The sequence below is a fragment of the Deltaproteobacteria bacterium genome (assembly GCA_019308995.1).
Taxonomy (GTDB): domain Bacteria; phylum Desulfobacterota; class Desulfarculia; order Adiutricales; family JAFDHD01; genus JAFDHD01.
Genome location: JAFDHD010000047.1, coordinates 13,575 through 30,658, shown reverse-complemented (window position 1 = coordinate 30,658; position 17,084 = coordinate 13,575). Strand labels below are relative to the sequence as shown.

Here is a 17,084-nt window from a genome sequence, read left to right as displayed (position 1 = left end):
GCGGCATAGGAGTTGATTTGATAGATTAACCAAACACTAAGGGGACACTGTCAACTCAAGTCTGATTCAGGACAACTAAGGGGACACTGTCAACTCAAGTCTGATTCAGGACACTTTAAGCCTGGTAAATCTTCTCATGACGACCTTCTCCATATTTGTCAAGAATGTCCCTTAATTACTTGATTTGCCATTGTACACCTTGTCTGCATAGACATACTCAATGTTAAGGAAAGTTCGTTTTTTTTATAAGCTGTGATAATTGTTTAGTCAAACCTGACCACAATAGCATTCTTAATAAGACATCCCCCATGCTTTCCTGCGTCGCTCCAACGCATCCGCAAGTTTTTGGGCGATTTCCTTTTCTCCAATACTCTGTAACTGGTATTGAAGTTCGGGACGTGAAGCCGGAAATATACCTGCTTCGATGAGACTTGCGCGCGCAAGATGGGTCAACTTTGTAATAAGCTGCTCATCAGCTGCGTCTTTATCTCCTATAGCGCGAAGGTCTTGATAGAGCTTTTCTGCTTTGGCAGCGCGAGTATTGGCTTCCTCAACAGACGGCAAAACTAATCGATTAAGCCAGGCGTTGCGTAAGTCAGTCCAAAAATGGCCACGTTCAAATACTACACAACCCATGCGAATTGCCCATCCCAAGAGGTCATGGCCGTTAGAAAGGAGCCTTTGAACGTCTGTCCTGTTATATGCACGGATATCAATATCGATCGGAGGGCCATTAAAGTTAAGTTTGCAGGTATTGTAAATAACAACAAAATCAATATCTGCACTTTCAGCAACGTCTCTTGCCGCAGAACCAACAACGATAATAGCATCTATATTTGGTTGCTTCTCAGCAGATCTGAAGAATTTACGAGACCATTCCCTCGCGTTTTCACTCGGCCACTGACGTATGCATTCTAAATTTACAGTCGCAGTCATATTTAATGTTTCAACTTTATCTTTCATCCCGGAGGTACACATGCTTTTATGTTATTTCTCGATTAATACCTCAACTGCTTCTACGTACTTTTCAACTTGAAAAGCCACATCTTCAGCCTTCAGATTTGGAAAAGGGACATCACCATAAGCGATCGCTTTCCGCGCATCGTTCAGCTCCCACAGCAGGTTTGTGATTTCTGGGAAACCCTTTTCACTAGATAATCTTTCAGCAGCTTCAGCTTTTGCGACGTGGCTTCGTTTGATTGACCATCCCAAATATTCTGCCGCTGCCACCACAGCTGCTTCTAGGCAGTAGAACCCAAATAAAGTTAAGTCGGTCCAGTCAGTTGGTTCATCCCATGCAGCCTGTACACGTTGCAAGTGGCGGCGTGCAAGTTCAAGAGACTCCTTAGCGCTTTGCTGGTTCATTTTCAGCAATCCTCAAAATGGGTCCTTCAATAAGAGAAAACGTGTTAGCTGAAAAAAGACACTTACAAATGACACCATATGCTAAGCTAATTCCCGATCAAATTATACAGAAATTAGATCAATATGGCAATAAGATAAGATTTCTTTCAAATTCAAACAGTTATAAATTCCTTTTGACAGGTGGCCCCGACAATTTTGTCGAGGTCCGCGAAGCGACAGGAGGTTGATCGAAACAGGCTGGCCGGAAATAATGAACCCATGAAAAAACGGCTTATCCATGACCCAAAAGGTCATGCGCATATTATGACCTGATCATGTCCATGCCCTGGTATGGTTCCCCAGGGAAGGAGAACTGAAGCTTTTTTAAGCAATAACGGAAACGGTTAAGTTCTGTGCTTATCAAGCGCAATCTCAGGCGAGATCAAGCCTATCGGGAAATCAGTTTAAGTGGAGATAGGATAAGCACCGTAAGCAAACCTCCTGTGCTGAGGCGTGACCCAAATACACGTAAACCATGATAGTGTATTTCTGTTTTATCTGATTTGGCTAGTTGCTTATCTGCCTTAGCCTGAAGCATCAATAAATTGAATCATTGAGTTGCGCCCTGTTTCGAAAAGTCAAGGCAGTATAGGCCCAGGATTACTCTCAGGAGCGAAATGCTCGGCGCGGAAGATCAAACTCTTAATTTTTATTAGTACCTTCCACCACCTCTGCGTCCGCCGAAGCCTCCGCGCCTATTGTCCGACCGCGGCCTTGCTTCGTTGACTTTTATCTGGCGGTGGTTCACCTCTTGTCCATTTAAGCCAGCGATGGCTTCCTCACCCTCGCTGCGGCTTGACATCTCCACGAACCCAAATCCCTTGGACTGGCCGGAATAACGGTCCGTAATGATTTTGGCGCTTAAAACCTCGCCATACTGGGCAAATAATTCGGTGAGATCAGCTTCCGAGGTGTTGTATGAAAGGTTTCCCACATAAAGATTTATGGACGGCATACTTTTTCTCCTCCGGTAAAATGGCAAAATCTAAGGCAAAAAACGTGTGGTAAAGCCCCGCTCTAAAGGCTTACACGATTGAGGCGCTATAGTTTTGCTTTAAACTCGGACCATGAGTCCGAATCGTTTTTTTATAAAATATATTAAAGGGAACTGAAGCACAAGGTAAAAATGCGGGACATTGTATTTAAACTAAAAAACTTCCCTGGCACCGCTTTATGATCAAGTCTCAACTAATACTGGTTAAATACCAATTGGAGGGTGAGACTCTCCTGAGTCTGGTTATAATACCTGATATAAAAACCACCCGGGGGCTTCCCTGGCTCCGGATGATCTGTGAAACCCCTTTCTTGCTTAAAGGCAGGATGAGCGCCTGCTGCCTTCATAAAGCCCCGCAATATCAAGCAATGTGAATTCTGTAAAAAATTTAAATAATTAAAAAAGTAATTTCAGGAAAATTCTACTTCCCTTCAGCCCGTATTAATCTTGACGCTCCTCCTTGAGATGTATATAATTTAACAGAATTTAATAATGACCCAGTCTGTTCATGCGAAAGGAGCATCCATGATAACCCCTAAACCCAAAACCCTGGGCGAGTTAAAAAAAATTACAACTCGTTTGCCAGACGTCCGTGAGGAAATGCGGACCAATTTAATTCGGAAGCTGGAGAATAAAGAATCCCTATTTCCCGGTTTGATCGGATTTGACGAGACGGTCATCCCGCAGCTGGTTAACGCCATCCTGTGCGGCCATAACATCATCCTTCTTGGTGAAAGAGGCCAGGGGAAAAGCAGGCTCATGAGGGGTTTGATGAGCTTTTTAGATGAAGAGATTCCAGCCGTGGCAGGCTGTCCTATCAATGACGATCCTTTTGACCCCATATGCATTGACTGTAAGATGAAGCTGGCCGAGATGGGGGACGATCTTCCCCTGACCTACGTGCTCCGGGACAGAAGATTGGTGGAAAAGCTGGCAACTTCCGACGTCAGCACCGCGGACCTCATCGGAGAAGTGGACCCGATCAAGGTTGCTGAAGGCCGGACCTTAGATGACGAGAGCGCGGTTCATTTCGGGCTGATCCCCCGGGCCAACCGCGGCATCTTTGCCGTCAACGAGCTTCCGGATCTCGCGGAAAAGATTCAGGTGGCGTTCTTTAACGTCATGGAGGAGAACGATTTTCAGATCAAGGGTTTTCCGGTGCGTCTTCCCCTGGACATCCTTGTCGTTGCCAGCGCCAACCCAGAGGATTATACCAGCCGGGGTCGCATCATCACCCCTTTAAAAGACCGGTTTGATGTCCAGATCAGGACTCATTATCCACGAGAGAGGAATCTTGAAATTGAGGTCATGGAACAGGAAGCCAGGCCCTTGAGCTTTGACGGCATTGAAACGCACGTGCCGCCGTTCATTAAGGAGATTCTGGCCGAGCTGACCTTCCAGGCGCGAGCCAACCCGGATATCAGCCAGCATTCCGGGGTGAGCTGCCGCATCTCGATCCGGGGCTATGAATCCATCCTCGGAAGCGCCTTGAAGCGTTGTTTTGATGTCGGTGAAAACATAGTGTCGCCCAGGATTACCGATCTGGAAGCCACCTTCCCCGCCATCATGGGAAAGCTCGAACTGGAATACGAAGCGGCTGAAATGAATGAGGGAGAACTCGTGGAAGACCTGGTCAGACGCGCCATCAAGGTCGTCTTTGATGAGTATTTCAAGGCCGAGGACCTTTTCTCGATCGTGGAAGCATTCAAGAACGGCATGGGAGCTGAAGTCTCTCAAACCTTTCCTTCAGAAGACTACATGGATGGCTTAAAGGTCATCCCCGGGATGAAAGAGGCGGTTCAAGCCCTGGTTGATCCGGAAAGCCCTCCAGAGGCGTCTTCAGCCATTGAATTTATCCTGGAAGGACTGCATTTATCAAACCAGCTCAATCGGGAAATCCAGGAGAAACGGAGAATTTATAAATGAAGCTCATCAGATATCTAGCCTGGGACGGGACGCAGCTGCCTTTCACCTTGAAGCGCAGAGAGGTCATGGAGAGGTTCATGGAAAATATTATGAAAGGCATGACCCCGAACATGTCCATGGCGCAGATGATGTGGGAAGGCTTTCCCTTGGCTGGTATGGACTTCCAGGTCATGGGCCTGGAAGAGATGATCAGAGAGCTTCAGCAGCAAAAGAAAGAGCTTTTTTCTAAATATAACCTTGAAAAGGCGTTTGATAAGCCCATAAACGAGTTAGAACGGCTTTTGGCCGAAGAAGCCATGACCAGGATGCAGAAAGGCGCTGAGCAAGCGCCTTCGTATGAAAACCTGCCCCCCGGCCTGCTGGAGAAGCTGAAGAGCCTGGAAGATTTTTCTTTTTTGAATGAGTTCAGCCAGGAATCGTTCAACCAATGGCAGGAAAGAAAAGATGATATCCTCGAACTCTATGAATTCTACAGCCAGTATGCTCACAAGTTCCAGGGAGATGAGTATTTGGACTTTGAACAGGCCCTTGAATTGATGCGGCAGTTTAACGCCATTGACAGCCTCCAGCAGCAGCTTCTCCACGGCGAATTCCAGTTTGTGGACCCTCAAACACTAAAAGAGATGCTGGGCGAAGACGCCTCCAGGTCTTTTGCCATCCTGCTGCAGCTTCCTGAGATGATTTCAGAAGAAGGCATTATCAGGTTTGACAAGCAGGGTTTCAACATGACGCCCAAAGGCATCCGGGCTTTAGGAGAGCTGGCCTTTGGACAGATTTTTTACCAGGCCAGAAAAGACAAGCAGGGAGGCTTTCAGGGGAATGCCCCGCAATCCGGCGAAATCGAACCAGACACCTCACGCCCCTACCAGTATGGAGACCGATTTGATCTGGATATTACCCGGACCATCCTGAACGCGGTCTCCCGGCCCCCCCGGCAGGACGGGCGGCTCGATCTTGCTCCTGATGATTTCTATGTCCGGGAAAGGGAGCAGCGCATTACGAGCACCACCGTGATGCTGCTGGACCTTTCATGGTCAATGTCATGGGAAGGACGATTTCAGGCGGCGAAAAAGGTCGCCCTGGCCCTGGACTATTATATCCGCTCGAGATTCCCCAAGGATAAATTCTATATCATCGGCTTCTCCACCGAGGCCCGGGAACTTAAAGGCAAGGAGCTCGCCCTGTCCGTCTGGGATTGGGGGCAGGCCTATACCAACCTTCAGGCAGCCCTCCGCCTGGCCATGAAGCTCATCAGACGGAGCGGCAACAGGAATAACCGGGTCACGGTCATCACGGACGGACAGCCAACCGCCTACTATGTAGGCAACCGCCTGCACGTTGAACTGCCCAACAGTATGCTCGGGATCAGCCCCAATGCCTGCAAGGCCACCCTGGCTGAAATAAGAAAGGTCACGGCTCAAGGCATGAATATAGATACCTTTATGCTCGATGACAAACCGGCCCTCGTGGAATTCATCCGCCAGATAACCAGGATTAACGGCGGCCGGGCCATTATCTGCGTCCCGGATGAGCTTGGGGAGCTGGTCATGATCGAAGAAATAAACAAAAGAGGACGAAGGATCTGAGCGCTGGCGGAAACCCTTCCAAGAGGAGGTTCCCCGTCTCCCGCCTCAAAAGCCTCATAAAAATATGCTGAAACCTGAATCTTTTTTTGAACTGCAAGGCCTGGAAGCCGAACCGCTTTTCAACGGCCTGGACCTCGTCTGGGAAGCGGTACCGCGAATCAAGGCCTTTGTGCAGCAGAACCTGATCTCCTCTGTGGCCGAAATTCGCCAAAAAGGAGACCTGCTTCTAAAGACGCATGTCCTGTGGCAGGGTCAAGTAATCACCGATGAACTAAAGTTCAAACCCGGAGATGTAACTAAAAATGAGTTTGAGGTCTTTCACCAGGGCCAAAAGCTCGAACAGGCCACAGTCATTTACGCCGGTGTAACATTAATGGACGATGACATCCAGATCGGCCGCGGGGTCGTGATCGAATCCGGGGCCCTGATCAAGGGGCCGGCTAAGATCGGGGACAGGACCGAAGTCCGTCAGGGCGCTTACTTACGCGGCTCTACCCTGGTGGGCCGGGCCTGTGTCGTCGGCCATGTCACTGAAATAAAGAATTCAGTCATGCTCGATGGAGCCAAGGCCGGGCACTTTGCCTATATCGGCGACAGCGTTCTCGGCCAGGATGTCAACCTCGGGGCAGGCACCAAGCTGGCCAATTTCAAGATTACCAGCGGTACGATCAAAGTTAAGATAAAAGATGAGATATTCGATACAAATATGCGTAAATTAGGGGCTATTTTGGGTGACAATACTTCATTTGGATGCAATACCGTGACCAACCCGGGCACTATCATGGGACCGCACGCTGTGGTCGCCCCCAATATGACCGTCCCTCCAGGCTTTTACAAACGCCGAACCGTTATCCGGCCCAAACACTGACATCCTTATTCCAGACCTCTTGCCTCGAGCACGTCCTTAAGGACCTTCAGCGCGGTATTGACCACGGGCATACCGCCGTAAGTGCCCATCTGGAAAATGACCTCAGCGATCTCCTCTGAGAGGCACCCCACGTTCAGGGCCGCCCAGATATGAGTTCTCAACTCCTCCTTCCTCTCCAGGACCGTCAGCGCGGCGATAGTGACCAGTTGCCTTGTCTGGTGCGGAATCTTCTCCCGGGCGTACATTTTTCCGGTGTAATGCATCGAAAGGTCCTTGGCCAGGTTCTTGTCAAAGGACCGCCAGAGGTTATACGCCCGCTCCTCAGGGGGAAGGCCCTCGAAATATTTCTCTGCCGTCTGCCTGGTCTTTTCCTTCAGTTCTTCTAAATCGTCACTCATTATCCTCTCCTCTCCCATGCTTTCTGATTTAACAAAATATGAGCGGCATTTTATGCCTTCTCGATCATAGAATCAAGGCGATGGAAACGATGATGCTTCAATCATGACTATCCCATTGTCCGGCCAGATGTAAATCTGATTCTTACAAAGTTCGTGTTTTAAAACATGCTTGACACATCATTAACGATAATTCAATATATTTAAATCAGATACCTAAATATCCATGTTAATATCCTTATTTTAAGTGTTGGCCACACGCCCAGGTTCATGCGTCTGCTATGAAATCCTTAAAAAAACGCTTCACCGCCGTTATTACGGAAGCCCGGATTGCCAAGGTCCAGCCTGGGTGGGAGAAATTATACTTTCAAAGTTGTGCCTCTCAATTTATTAATTCTGCAGAAAAATCATCTCAGCCAGCTTGTAAACAAGATAAAATACTCTTTTAAAATCATAATCAGAACTCCGTGAAACAGGAGGAAAACGATGAAGAGCAGCAAAGATGAAATCAGGAAAAAGGAGCAAGAATGGAAAGAAGGCACGGTGAAAAAGGCGCTTGCCAGATTCCCGCTCCTCAAAGAATCGCCCAGCCGCTTTTACACCCCCCTGGATATAGAAGATTTCAATTTTTTGGAAAAAGTGGGATTCCCGGGCGATTATCCCTTTACGGCCGGCACTTATGCCTTCGACCCGACCGCAGGCATGGCCAGACTGGCGGCCAAGGCGCCGTCCGGCGCAGGCAGCGGACTGACGCGCGCTGCGGGATACTCAGGTTATGGAGCGCCGGAGGATACGCGGGATTATTATAAACAGAGGATCGAAAGCGGAGGCCGAGGCGGGCCCAACCTGGCCATGGATTTGCCGACTCAATGCGGATACGATTCTGACAATCCCATGGCCGAGGGGGAAGTGGGCAGGGTCGGCGTCGCCATTGACACGCTGCGGGACTTCGAGGTCATCTATGAACCTTACCAGGGGGATCTTAATTTAGATCGTATCTCATCTAACTACACCATGAGCTCTCTGGCAATCTATATCATGGCCTTGTACGCCGCCCTGGCGGAAAAGCGCGGCATTCCGCTTGAAAAATTAAGGGCGACCCCGCAAAACGACATCCTCAAGGAATACCTGGCGCGCGGCACTTACATCTACCCGCCGCGCCCGGCCATGCGTCTCTTTCGAGACAGCCTCGTCTTTCTGCACAAGCACATGCCGCGGGTAAATATCACCAGCATCGGCGGCTACCACATCAGAGAAGCCGGAGCCACGCGGCAGCAAGACCTGGCGTACAGCATGGCCATTGCCATCGCCTACCTTGAGGAGGGAGTCAGGGCCGGGCTGGATGTGGATGATTTTGCGCCCCGTTTCACCTTCAACGCCTTTGGCGGCAGTATGGAATTCTTAAAGGAAATCGCCTTTCAAAGGGCGGCCAGGCGCATGTATGCCCGCATCCTGAAAGAGAGATTCGGCGCACAGGACCCGAGAAGCATGATCATCAGGATGCCGATAACGGCTCATATCGGGCCTTCAAGCACCACCATCCAGCGTCCGCTCAATAACCTCACCAGAGCGGTCATGGGGGCCATTGCCGGGGCCCTGTCCGGGGGCCGTCCCGCTCCCTTCCCGCCCTATGACGAGCCGCTGGGTCTGGGATGGAGCGCCGAGGCGACTCAGTTATCCACCGATGCCGGCCGCATTCTGGCCTGCGAGGCCAGACTGGGCGAGGTCGAGGACCCCTTTGCCGGGTCTTACTGCATGGAAGCCCTGACAGACGAGATTGAGGAGGAGGCCTGGGACGAACTAAAAAAGATTGACGAATTGGGCGGCGCGGTGGCTGCCATCGAGCAGGGGTACATGCAAAGAGGGGTCAGCCGAAGCGCGTATGAACATCAAAGGAAGATCGCCAGCGGGGAGGTACTGATGGTGGGCGTAAACTGCTTTACCGGTGAAAGTGAGCTGGAAGTCGAAACCACGCGCCTGGTGCCTCACCCCTATGACCCGCAAAGACGGTCCAGGGCCGAAGAAAAGCAGGTTGCCGCCTTAAAGGAGATCAAACGCACCCGAAATAATGAAGACGTCAAGCGGTTACTGGGAACTTTAAAGCGAAAGACTCGCCAGGAGGACGAAAACCTCCTGCCGCATCTCATCGAATGCGTCAAGGCCTATGTAACCATTCAGGAAGTTGCAGACGTGTTCCGGGACGTTTTTGGAGAATATGAAGCGCCGTCAATTCTATAAATAAAGGCAAATGATATATGGCAGCGAACCCCTTTAGATTTCCCTTAAGTAAGAATTCTGATTCCCAGAGGCACAGCCCGGACGATCTGCTCGGGTCCTGCCTGCGCGAACTGCTGCGCCTCCTGGTGCCCACGCAGGATCATCAGGACATCAGGGTTGACGGGTACAGGCTGCTCAATGACCGGCATACGGTGCACCCTCTCTACCCTCCCGAAGGTATGGAGAGATTTGAGTCTTCAGACCCTCTGGATTTGTATGAACCCAGGTTGCGTTTTATCCGGTGTCTCCTTGAATCCTTGATGAGCGTTATTGATTTAGAAGCGAATGGAGAAACGGTTCAGGTGGACGTGTTCCGGCTTAAGGACCTGAATCAATGGCTTGGCCCCGGCGGGGGAGCGACAGATATCCTGGCCCATGCGGCCTCCAGATGCAACCTGAACTGCCGTTTTTGTTACAACAAGGGAACGGCTCCCCCTTTGAGACCAAGGCGGCGCGAACCCCTGGAGGAATATGAGGAGATACAAACGCGCATCAATCATTACGTTCCGTCTGCCAAACTGAATATTTTTCCCTGGATGGGCAGTCCGGCTGAGGCGCTGGCCCACCCTCATATTCTCAAGATTCTGACCGCACTGCGTCAAAAAACAGCCGAACCTTTTCGAATCTCCACCAATGGTTCCACGCTCAGCCCTGAAGTCATCCGGTCACTGGTCAGACACAAGCCGGTTTCCCTGGACGTCTCCCTCAACTCTTCTTCCCCAGCCCGGCGGCAGTGGCTCATGAACGATCCGGAGCCTCAGAAGGCCCTGGATTCCCTGGCTCATCTCAGAGAGGCCGATATTCCATACAGCGTCGTCATCGTTCCCTGGCCCTTTCCCTCGCCTGAAATCATGCTCGAGGACCTGCAAAAGACCGTGGCCTTTGCCGCTGCCTTTGATCCGACCCTGATTCAGATCAGTCTGCCAGGGTATTCCCGGGCCTTTTCAAAAGAGGATTCGTTTTCGCTCCACGAAATATGGCGCCTCTTGAAATCAAAAATTCTGGGGCTGCGTCTGAGCACTGATTGTCCCATGGTCATGCGGCCCGGTCTGTTTGAGGAGTATACCGATCCCGACAGGCTCAATGACCCTGTGCTCATAGGCGTCGTGAAAAACTCCCCCCTGGCCAGGGCCGGGCTTTGTCAGGGCGACCGCATCCTCAAGATAAACGGACTGCCCGTGAAAAATCGTCCCCAGGCCCGCTCGCTTCTAACGCTTTTGCACCAGAGCGACCTCAAAGGAGCGTCCCTTTCAATTCAACGAAACGGAACCCCGCTGGACCTGGAACTGAACCTCTTTGATTTCGATTATCCTTACATACCGGAGACCGCAACCCACCTCGGGGGAGTGTTCCCTTGTTCCGGCCTCCCCCTGGAATGGATGGAAAAACTCAGGCAGATCGTTGCGGCCCGCAAGGCCCGGAAGGTGCTCGTGCTTACATCTACTTTAGTGCGCCCCTTCCTCGAAAAATTCACTTCGGTCCAGGGGCGTCTTCCTGGCACGAACCTATATATCAGGGTTCCGCGGAACCATTACTTTGGGGGAAACATCTTTATGGGAGACCTGATAGTTGTCGAGGATTTCATCAGGGCCATCGAGGAGTTCATTGACCAGGAAAAGATTCTGCCCGACCTGGCAGTTATTCCTTCCTCCGCTTTTTCCCTGAGCGGCTGGGGCCGAGACCTTACAGGCCGGGTTTATCTGGATATTGAACGCCGCACCAAAGTGCCCCTAGCCTTGATTGAATGCGACCCCATATTTGATTAAAGGAGAATGGAAATGGATAGGAAAATCAGGGTCCTTGTAACGAAAATCGGATTGGATGGACACGATAGAGGGGCCAAGGTCATTGCTTATGGTTTGCGGGATGCGGGATTTGAGGTTATCTTCCTGGGGGTGCGTCAGACCCCGGATCAGATCGTAAACACGGCCATCCAGGAAGATGTGGATGTGGTGGGCCTGTCCATCTTATCGGGCGCCCATATGCATTTGACCAGACGAGTCATCGAGGCGCTCAAGGAAAAGGGTGGTGAGGACATCATCATTCTGATCGGCGGTTTGATTCCCGAGGAGGACAATTCTCCTCTCAAGGAAATGGGCGTGACAGAAATTTTTACTTCTGGCACTGATATCAGCCGGGTCGCCCAGGTTATCAACGAACATGTCAAGGCGGAAAAGTAGAAAAAGGACGCTCCGATGAAAGGCCTGTTATCAGATGTTCGCATTTTGGACCTGACCAGGATGCTGGCCGGACCTTACGGCACCATGATCCTGGCCGACATGGGAGCCGAGATGATCAAGATCGAGGATCACCGCGGCGACTACACCCGCCTTGGAGTCCAAACGTCACTTGGAGGGATGGGCGCCTACTTCCTGGCGGTCAACCGCAACAAAAAAAGCGTGGTCCTGGATATGAAGGTACCCAGGGGTCTGGAGATATTTTACGAACTGGTAAAGGTTTCTGACGTGGTTATGGACAACATGAGGCCTCAGGCCCTGAGCCGGCTCAAGTGCGATTACGAAGACCTCAGGCAGGTGAATCCTCGTATTATCTCCTGTTCTCTGAGCGGGTTTGGCCACACCGGCCCGTACCGGGACCGTCCTTCCTTTGATCTCACCATTCAGGCGTTGAGCGGAGGCATGAGCATTACCGGGGAGCAAGGCGGCCCCCCGGTCAGGATGGGCATACCGATCGGGGACCTGGCCGGTGGCCTTTTCGCGGCCTTATCAGTTGTTTCAGCCCTGCACTTTCGCGAAAAGACGGGAAAAGGCCAGAAGCTGGACATCAGTCTGCTGGACTGCCAGATATCCCTGATGTCCTACCTGGCCTCATATTACCTCATCGGCGGTATACTCTCCGGCCCCCAGGGGTCTCGCCACGGAACCCTGGTGCCTTACGAAGCCTTTAAGACAAAAGATATCTGGATCGTGGTGGCGACCGTTACAGAACCCTTCTGGGAAGGACTCTGTGTCGCCCTCGGACTTGAAGAGCTTGTGCTGGATGAACGCTTCAAGAATTCTATCAAGCGTCTTGATAACCACGACGAACTCATCCCCATCCTGCAAGAGGCCTTCCTCGAGAAGACGGCTGCCCAGTGGCTTGAGCTCCTGCAAGAGGCGGACGTGCCTTGTGCCCCGGTGAACACCCTGGACCGCGCCTTTAGCGACCCGCAGGTCCTGGCGCGAAACATGATCCCTGAACTTTTTGACCCGCGTTTAGGGAAATTTAAACTGGCAGGCAATCCGGTCAAGGCTTCCAGGACAGAGGAGGTCTTTCAGCCGCCGCCCCGGCTTGGAGAAAATACCGAGCAAGTCCTGAAACAGCTCCTTGGATATTCTGACGATAAGATAAAGACACTTCTGGATGAAAAAGTGATCGGCGTTAAGGAGGAGGAAGATAATGGAGAGTGAGGTTCTTCAGGTCGAAAAACAAGATCATATCTGCACCCTGATTTTTAACCGGCCCGAAAAGAGAAACGCCCTGACACCGGGCCTGCTTATTGAACTTTATGAAACCCTGGATGAATTCTCCAGGGGCGACGAAGTCCGGACCCTAATCTTCCGGGGCGCTGGAGACAAAGCCTTCTGCGCCGGATACGACATCGGCGCCATCCCGACGGACGTTTCCCCGGAGATTCAAAAAGCGCTCAAAAGAAGCAACCCCGTGGAACTGGCCCTGGACAGTGTCAAAAATTTCCCATACCCCACGGTGGCCATGCTGAACGGGTATACCTTTGGGGCCGGCTTCAACCTGGCCATGTGCTGCGACATCCGCATTGCCAGAGACGACATCCGCATGGGTATGCCGCCGGCCAAACTGGGCCTGGTCTATCATCCGGAAGGCATTAAGCAGTTTCTGGACGCCCTGGGCATGGCCCGGACCAGGGAAGTTTTTCTGACCGCCCGCACATACGGCGGCACTGAAGCCAAAGAAAAGGGGCTGGTGGATTACCTGGTTCCCAGGTCAGAGCTGGAATCTTTTACCTTTCAGTTTGCCAAAGAAATTACACAGAACGCCCCCTTGTCTCTTAAAGGAACAAAAAAAATCATAAACATGTTCGGGCGCTCCATGACTTTAAGCGAGGCCGATCTTGAGGAAGCCCAGGTCCTCGTCAGGGAAGCCTTTGCCAGCCAGGACCTTAAAGAGGGACAGAAGGCCTTCCTGGAAAAACGCAAACCAGAATTTGTTGGCCGGTAGCGCAGAATGAAAAACCATTTGCCTGACCGGGTCTGTCATGTTCTAGTTGGCATGTTGAAAGGATGAGCAAGACATGACTAGCAAATGGGAAGCATTGATCAGCGAGATGAAGAGCGGCTCCATCCGCGCCCTGACCAGGCTGATCACGCGGGTCGAAAACCGCGAACCAGGATGGATGGAAGCCATGAAGCGGGTTTACGCCGACACGGGAAAGGCCCGGGTGGTGGGCATTACCGGGGCTCCAGGCACGGGCAAGAGTACCCTCACCAGCCGTATGACCCGCACTCTCGTGGACCAGGGCTTCAAGGTGGGCGTCATTGCGGTTGATCCTTCAAGCCCCTTTTCCGGCGGCGCCCTGCTCGGAGATCGCGTCCGCATGATGGATGTGAGCGACCTGAACGGCGTTTTCGTCCGCTCCATGGCTACCAGAGGAGTCCTGGGGGGGCTGAACCAGTCTGCTCGCGATGTGGCCAAGATCATGGACGCCTTTGGCAAGGACTTCATCCTCATCGAAACCGTTGGCGTCGGGCAGGACGAGGTCGAGGTCGTCAGGACCGCGGACCTGGTCCTGGTGGTCTGTGTCCCCGGACAGGGTGACGCGATTCAGACCATCAAGGCGGGCATCATGGAGATAGCCGATATATTTATCGTCAACAAGGCCGACCTGAAGGGCGCAGACCAGGTGGTTATGGATATCGAGGCCATGCTGGAGCTTGACATGGATACAGAAGCTCCCAGGCCTCCGATTCTGAAAACCGTGGCCATAAAAGGCAATGGAATTGTCGAGCTCGTGCAGAAAACACATGAGCTATTGAAAACCCTCAACAAACAGACCGTGTGGCAGGAAGAACGGATTCGCGAGGAACTGATCGGACTGCTGGAAAAGGAAATCGTGGGCCTCATCAAAAAAAACTGGAACAAGGACGGCAGCCTTGACCAGGCCGTGAGACAGGTCATGGCCCGCGAAAACGACCCCTACTCCATTGTTCAGGAAATCATCGCTCCTCTGACCCCTCTTTTGCCAGGGGCATGATTTTCATCTTAAAGGCTTCAGCCCGCGCCGTGAGCTTATGGTTACTAATTTTTTTAAGTGAGGAAACATGATGCCGGAGAAAACCGCCGGAATGACAAGGACGCTTGCCAGATTTTGTGTCAAGGCCAATACAGCTGATATTCCAGCTGCAATATTTGACCATGTTAAAGTAGCCTTCATGGATTGGCTGGGCGTGACCATGGCCGGGAAGGACGAACCCCTGGTGCAGAAGCTGCTCAAGTACACCGATCTCCTGGGAGGGGCGCAGCAGGCAACCATTCTGGGTCACAGCGTAAAGAAGACCGTTTCCCAGGCCGCGCTCATCAATGGAGCCGCATCGCATGCCCTGGATTACGACGACACCCTGTCATTTTTTCTGGGCCATCCTTCAGTAACCCTTTTTCCAGGGCTGCTGTCTCTAAGCGAGTGGAAAGGCAGGAACGGAGCCGATTTCCTGTCGTCCTACCTCATCGGCCTTAAGGTCGGCACAACCATCGCCGCCTGCGCCGGGGCCGAACATTACGCCGCCGGATGGCACGCCACTTCCACCATGGGTCATCTGGCCTCGGCCGCGGCCTGTTCCCGTCTCCTGGGTCTGAATGAACAGCAGACGGTTTTCGCCCTGGGCATCGCGGGCACGCAGAGCTCGGGACTGAAAAGGGTCTTTGGAACCATGTGCAAACCATTCCACGCCGGACTGGCGTCAGAGGCAGGGGTGATGGCCGCCCTGCTGGCCAGCGACGGTTTCACCAGCGCCGAAGACATCCTTGAAGGGCCCGGCGGTCTTTTCCAGGCCATGAAAGGCGCGGTGAAGGAGGACATCCTGAACTCGCTCGGCCAGTCCTGGGGAATCGAGCATCTGGCGCAGAAGTACCATGCCTCCTGTCATTTCACGCACTCTCCCATCGAGGCGGCCGTATCTGTCTTTGAAAAACAAGGGCTGTCTGTCAAGGACGTCAGGTCAATTAAAGTCCGCGTCAGTGAAACGGCATTGAGCGCGGCCGACAAGATGGAAGCGCATACAGGGTTGGAAGGCAAGTTTAGCGTCCCCTACTGCGTGGCCAACGCCCTGGTGCGAGGCAACACCGGCCTGCAGGCCTTTACGGACGACAAGGTCGCCGACCCCGAAATAAAAGAACTTATGAACAAGATATCGGTAAAGGTCGCTCCAGAAATGCAGGCCATGGAATCCAGGGTGGAGATAGAGACAAGCGAGGGTCAGGTCTATTCTGCATTTACAGACATCTTCAGAGAGATCCCGGAGCTGGATGTTAAAAAAATAAAAATAAAGGCCAAGTTCACCGACCTGTGCGAACCGGTGATGGGCGGCGATAAAACTCAGAAGCTCATGGATGCAATCTCATCCTTAGAAAAAATTGAGGACATGAATTCATTGACCGGATTGGTTTAAACGACGCCCTGTAAATTCTATTTTCTGGTCATCATTTACTAAAAAATCTGTTTCACGGACAGGCTTCCTTTTCAGCAGCGAAATTTCGTGTTCCAGGGTCAATCTTTATCCCGCCTGCGCTCCAGGAAACGCTTCATGAACCTTTGAGGTTCGTCAGTTTCATAGGCCTGCCCGAAGGTTTGAATTCCTTTCTCAATCGCCTCATCAGGAGGCAGGATTTCCCAGTGGCGGATAAGGGCCTTCTGAAGACGGATGGCCTGCGGGCCAGCATTGAGAATGGCCTCCACCCATTCTTCAACCGCAGCATCCAGCTTTTCAGGTGATACGACGCGCTCGACCAGCCCGCACTCCAGGGCCTCGGCGGCTGAAAGATAGCGGCCGGTGTAGATAATCTCACGCGCCTTGCCCCAGCCTACCAGCCGGGGTAAGAGAGCCGCTTCGATCACAGAGGGGAGCCCCACATTCACCTCAGGCAAGCCAAACGTGGAATCCTCGCTCGCCACCCGCATATCGCAGGCGGCCGCAACCTCAAGCCCGCCACCGAGGCAATAACCCGATATGCGGGCGATAACAGGCACAGGCAGACTTCGAATCGCAAGGCATATCTGATGCACGCTCGCAATGAACGCTTCGGCGTTAGTGGAATCCAGCCGAGACATCTCATTGATATCAACTCCGCCAATAAACGCCCGGTTCCCGGCCCCGGTCAAGACCATCACCCGCAGCCTTTCATCATCATGAAAGCTTTCAATCGCCCTGATCAGGTCCTGAATGAGCGGCGTGTTGATGATATTGAGCTTGGCCGTGTTATCGAGCGTAACCCGCGCCGCGCACCCCAACTCCTTCCGGTCATCCACATCAACGGAAACACCCGGCATGGCCGTCACCTCTCTTTATTATTCTGAGGGAATTTCCCAGGAATCGAATTTTTAGTTATGTTTCAAAAGCTCTGTAATTACAAAGAAGTTTGAGCTCCGGAGATATTCTTTCTCT

Annotated in this window: 15 protein-coding genes; 10 read left to right on the top strand and 5 right to left on the bottom strand. The window is 52.0% G+C overall.

Going from position 1 to position 17,084, the window contains the following annotated elements:
• Positions 1 to 291: 291 nt before the first annotated feature.
• From JRI95_09510 to JRI95_09500, 3 genes are all read right to left on the bottom strand, one after another.
• On the bottom strand, positions 292 to 963 hold the full coding sequence (locus JRI95_09510; GenBank protein ID MBW2061783.1) for a hypothetical protein: 672 nt from the start codon (positions 961 to 963) through the stop codon (positions 292 to 294).
• A gap of 24 nt (positions 964 to 987) precedes the next feature.
• The gene (locus JRI95_09505; protein MBW2061782.1) at positions 988 to 1,365 is read right to left on the bottom strand and encodes a hypothetical protein; all 378 of its coding nucleotides are present in this window, start codon (positions 1,363 to 1,365) and stop codon (positions 988 to 990) included.
• A 691-nt stretch (positions 1,366 to 2,056) separates the two neighbouring features.
• Positions 2,057 to 2,350 carry an RNA-binding protein gene (locus JRI95_09500; GenBank protein ID MBW2061781.1) on the bottom strand — a complete coding sequence of 98 codons (294 nt, stop codon included), beginning with the start codon at positions 2,348 to 2,350 and terminating at the stop codon, positions 2,057 to 2,059.
• Positions 2,351 to 2,923: 573 nt separating this feature from the next.
• Between JRI95_09500 and JRI95_09495 the strand changes: the two genes are divergently transcribed.
• The 3 genes from JRI95_09495 to JRI95_09485 all read left to right on the top strand — a co-directional run bounded on the left by JRI95_09495 (position 2,924) and on the right by JRI95_09485 (position 6,778).
• A complete protein-coding gene (locus JRI95_09495; GenBank protein MBW2061780.1) occupies positions 2,924 to 4,324 on the top strand; it encodes a magnesium chelatase in 1,401 nt (466 codons plus the stop codon).
• Positions 4,321 to 5,910 carry a VWA domain-containing protein gene (locus JRI95_09490; GenBank protein ID MBW2061779.1) on the top strand — a complete coding sequence of 530 codons (1,590 nt, stop codon included), beginning with the start codon at positions 4,321 to 4,323 and terminating at the stop codon, positions 5,908 to 5,910. The genes JRI95_09495 and JRI95_09490 overlap by 4 nt, the downstream gene beginning before the upstream one ends.
• Positions 5,911 to 5,974: 64 nt before the next feature.
• Positions 5,975 to 6,778, top strand: a complete 804-nt coding sequence (locus tag JRI95_09485; protein MBW2061778.1) for a glucose-1-phosphate thymidylyltransferase — start codon at positions 5,975 to 5,977, stop codon at positions 6,776 to 6,778.
• Between the two features lie 5 nt (positions 6,779 to 6,783).
• On the opposite strand, the gene JRI95_09480 is transcribed toward JRI95_09485, so the two are convergent.
• Complete coding sequence (locus JRI95_09480) at positions 6,784 to 7,176, bottom strand: carboxymuconolactone decarboxylase family protein (GenBank protein ID MBW2061777.1); 393 nt, start codon at positions 7,174 to 7,176, stop codon at positions 6,784 to 6,786.
• A gap of 483 nt (positions 7,177 to 7,659) precedes the next feature.
• Between JRI95_09480 and JRI95_09475 the strand changes: the two genes are divergently transcribed.
• The 7 genes from JRI95_09475 (at position 7,660) to JRI95_09445 (ending at position 16,091) form a co-directional block, all read left to right on the top strand.
• Positions 7,660 to 9,411, top strand: a complete 1,752-nt coding sequence (locus tag JRI95_09475) for a methylmalonyl-CoA mutase (GenBank protein ID MBW2061776.1) — start codon at positions 7,660 to 7,662, stop codon at positions 9,409 to 9,411.
• 17 nt (positions 9,412 to 9,428) lie between these two features.
• On the top strand, positions 9,429 to 11,216 hold the full coding sequence (locus JRI95_09470) for a radical SAM protein (GenBank protein MBW2061775.1): 1,788 nt from the start codon (positions 9,429 to 9,431) through the stop codon (positions 11,214 to 11,216).
• Positions 11,217 to 11,222: 6 nt separating this feature from the next.
• Positions 11,223 to 11,630: a cobalamin B12-binding domain-containing protein gene (locus JRI95_09465; protein ID MBW2061774.1), complete on the top strand. Its 408-nt coding sequence runs from the start codon at positions 11,223 to 11,225 to the stop codon at positions 11,628 to 11,630.
• 15 nt (positions 11,631 to 11,645) lie between these two features.
• Entirely contained in the window at positions 11,646 to 12,860 is a 1,215-nt protein-coding gene (locus tag JRI95_09460; GenBank protein ID MBW2061773.1) for a CoA transferase, read from the top strand.
• The gene (locus JRI95_09455; GenBank protein ID MBW2061772.1) at positions 12,850 to 13,647 is read left to right on the top strand and encodes an enoyl-CoA hydratase/isomerase family protein; all 798 of its coding nucleotides are present in this window, start codon (positions 12,850 to 12,852) and stop codon (positions 13,645 to 13,647) included. Before JRI95_09460 ends, JRI95_09455 begins: the two co-directional genes overlap by 11 nt.
• Positions 13,648 to 13,720: 73 nt before the next feature.
• Positions 13,721 to 14,680 (top strand): methylmalonyl Co-A mutase-associated GTPase MeaB, encoded by a 960-nt coding sequence (gene meaB / locus JRI95_09450; GenBank protein ID MBW2061771.1) that lies wholly within the window; start codon positions 13,721 to 13,723, stop codon positions 14,678 to 14,680.
• A gap of 91 nt (positions 14,681 to 14,771) precedes the next feature.
• Positions 14,772 to 16,091 carry an MmgE/PrpD family protein gene (locus JRI95_09445; GenBank protein ID MBW2061770.1) on the top strand — a complete coding sequence of 440 codons (1,320 nt, stop codon included), beginning with the start codon at positions 14,772 to 14,774 and terminating at the stop codon, positions 16,089 to 16,091.
• Between the two features lie 98 nt (positions 16,092 to 16,189).
• On the opposite strand, the gene JRI95_09440 is transcribed toward JRI95_09445, so the two are convergent.
• On the bottom strand, positions 16,190 to 16,969 hold the full coding sequence (locus JRI95_09440) for an enoyl-CoA hydratase/isomerase family protein (GenBank protein ID MBW2061769.1): 780 nt from the start codon (positions 16,967 to 16,969) through the stop codon (positions 16,190 to 16,192).
• Positions 16,970 to 17,084: the final 115 nt, after the last annotated feature.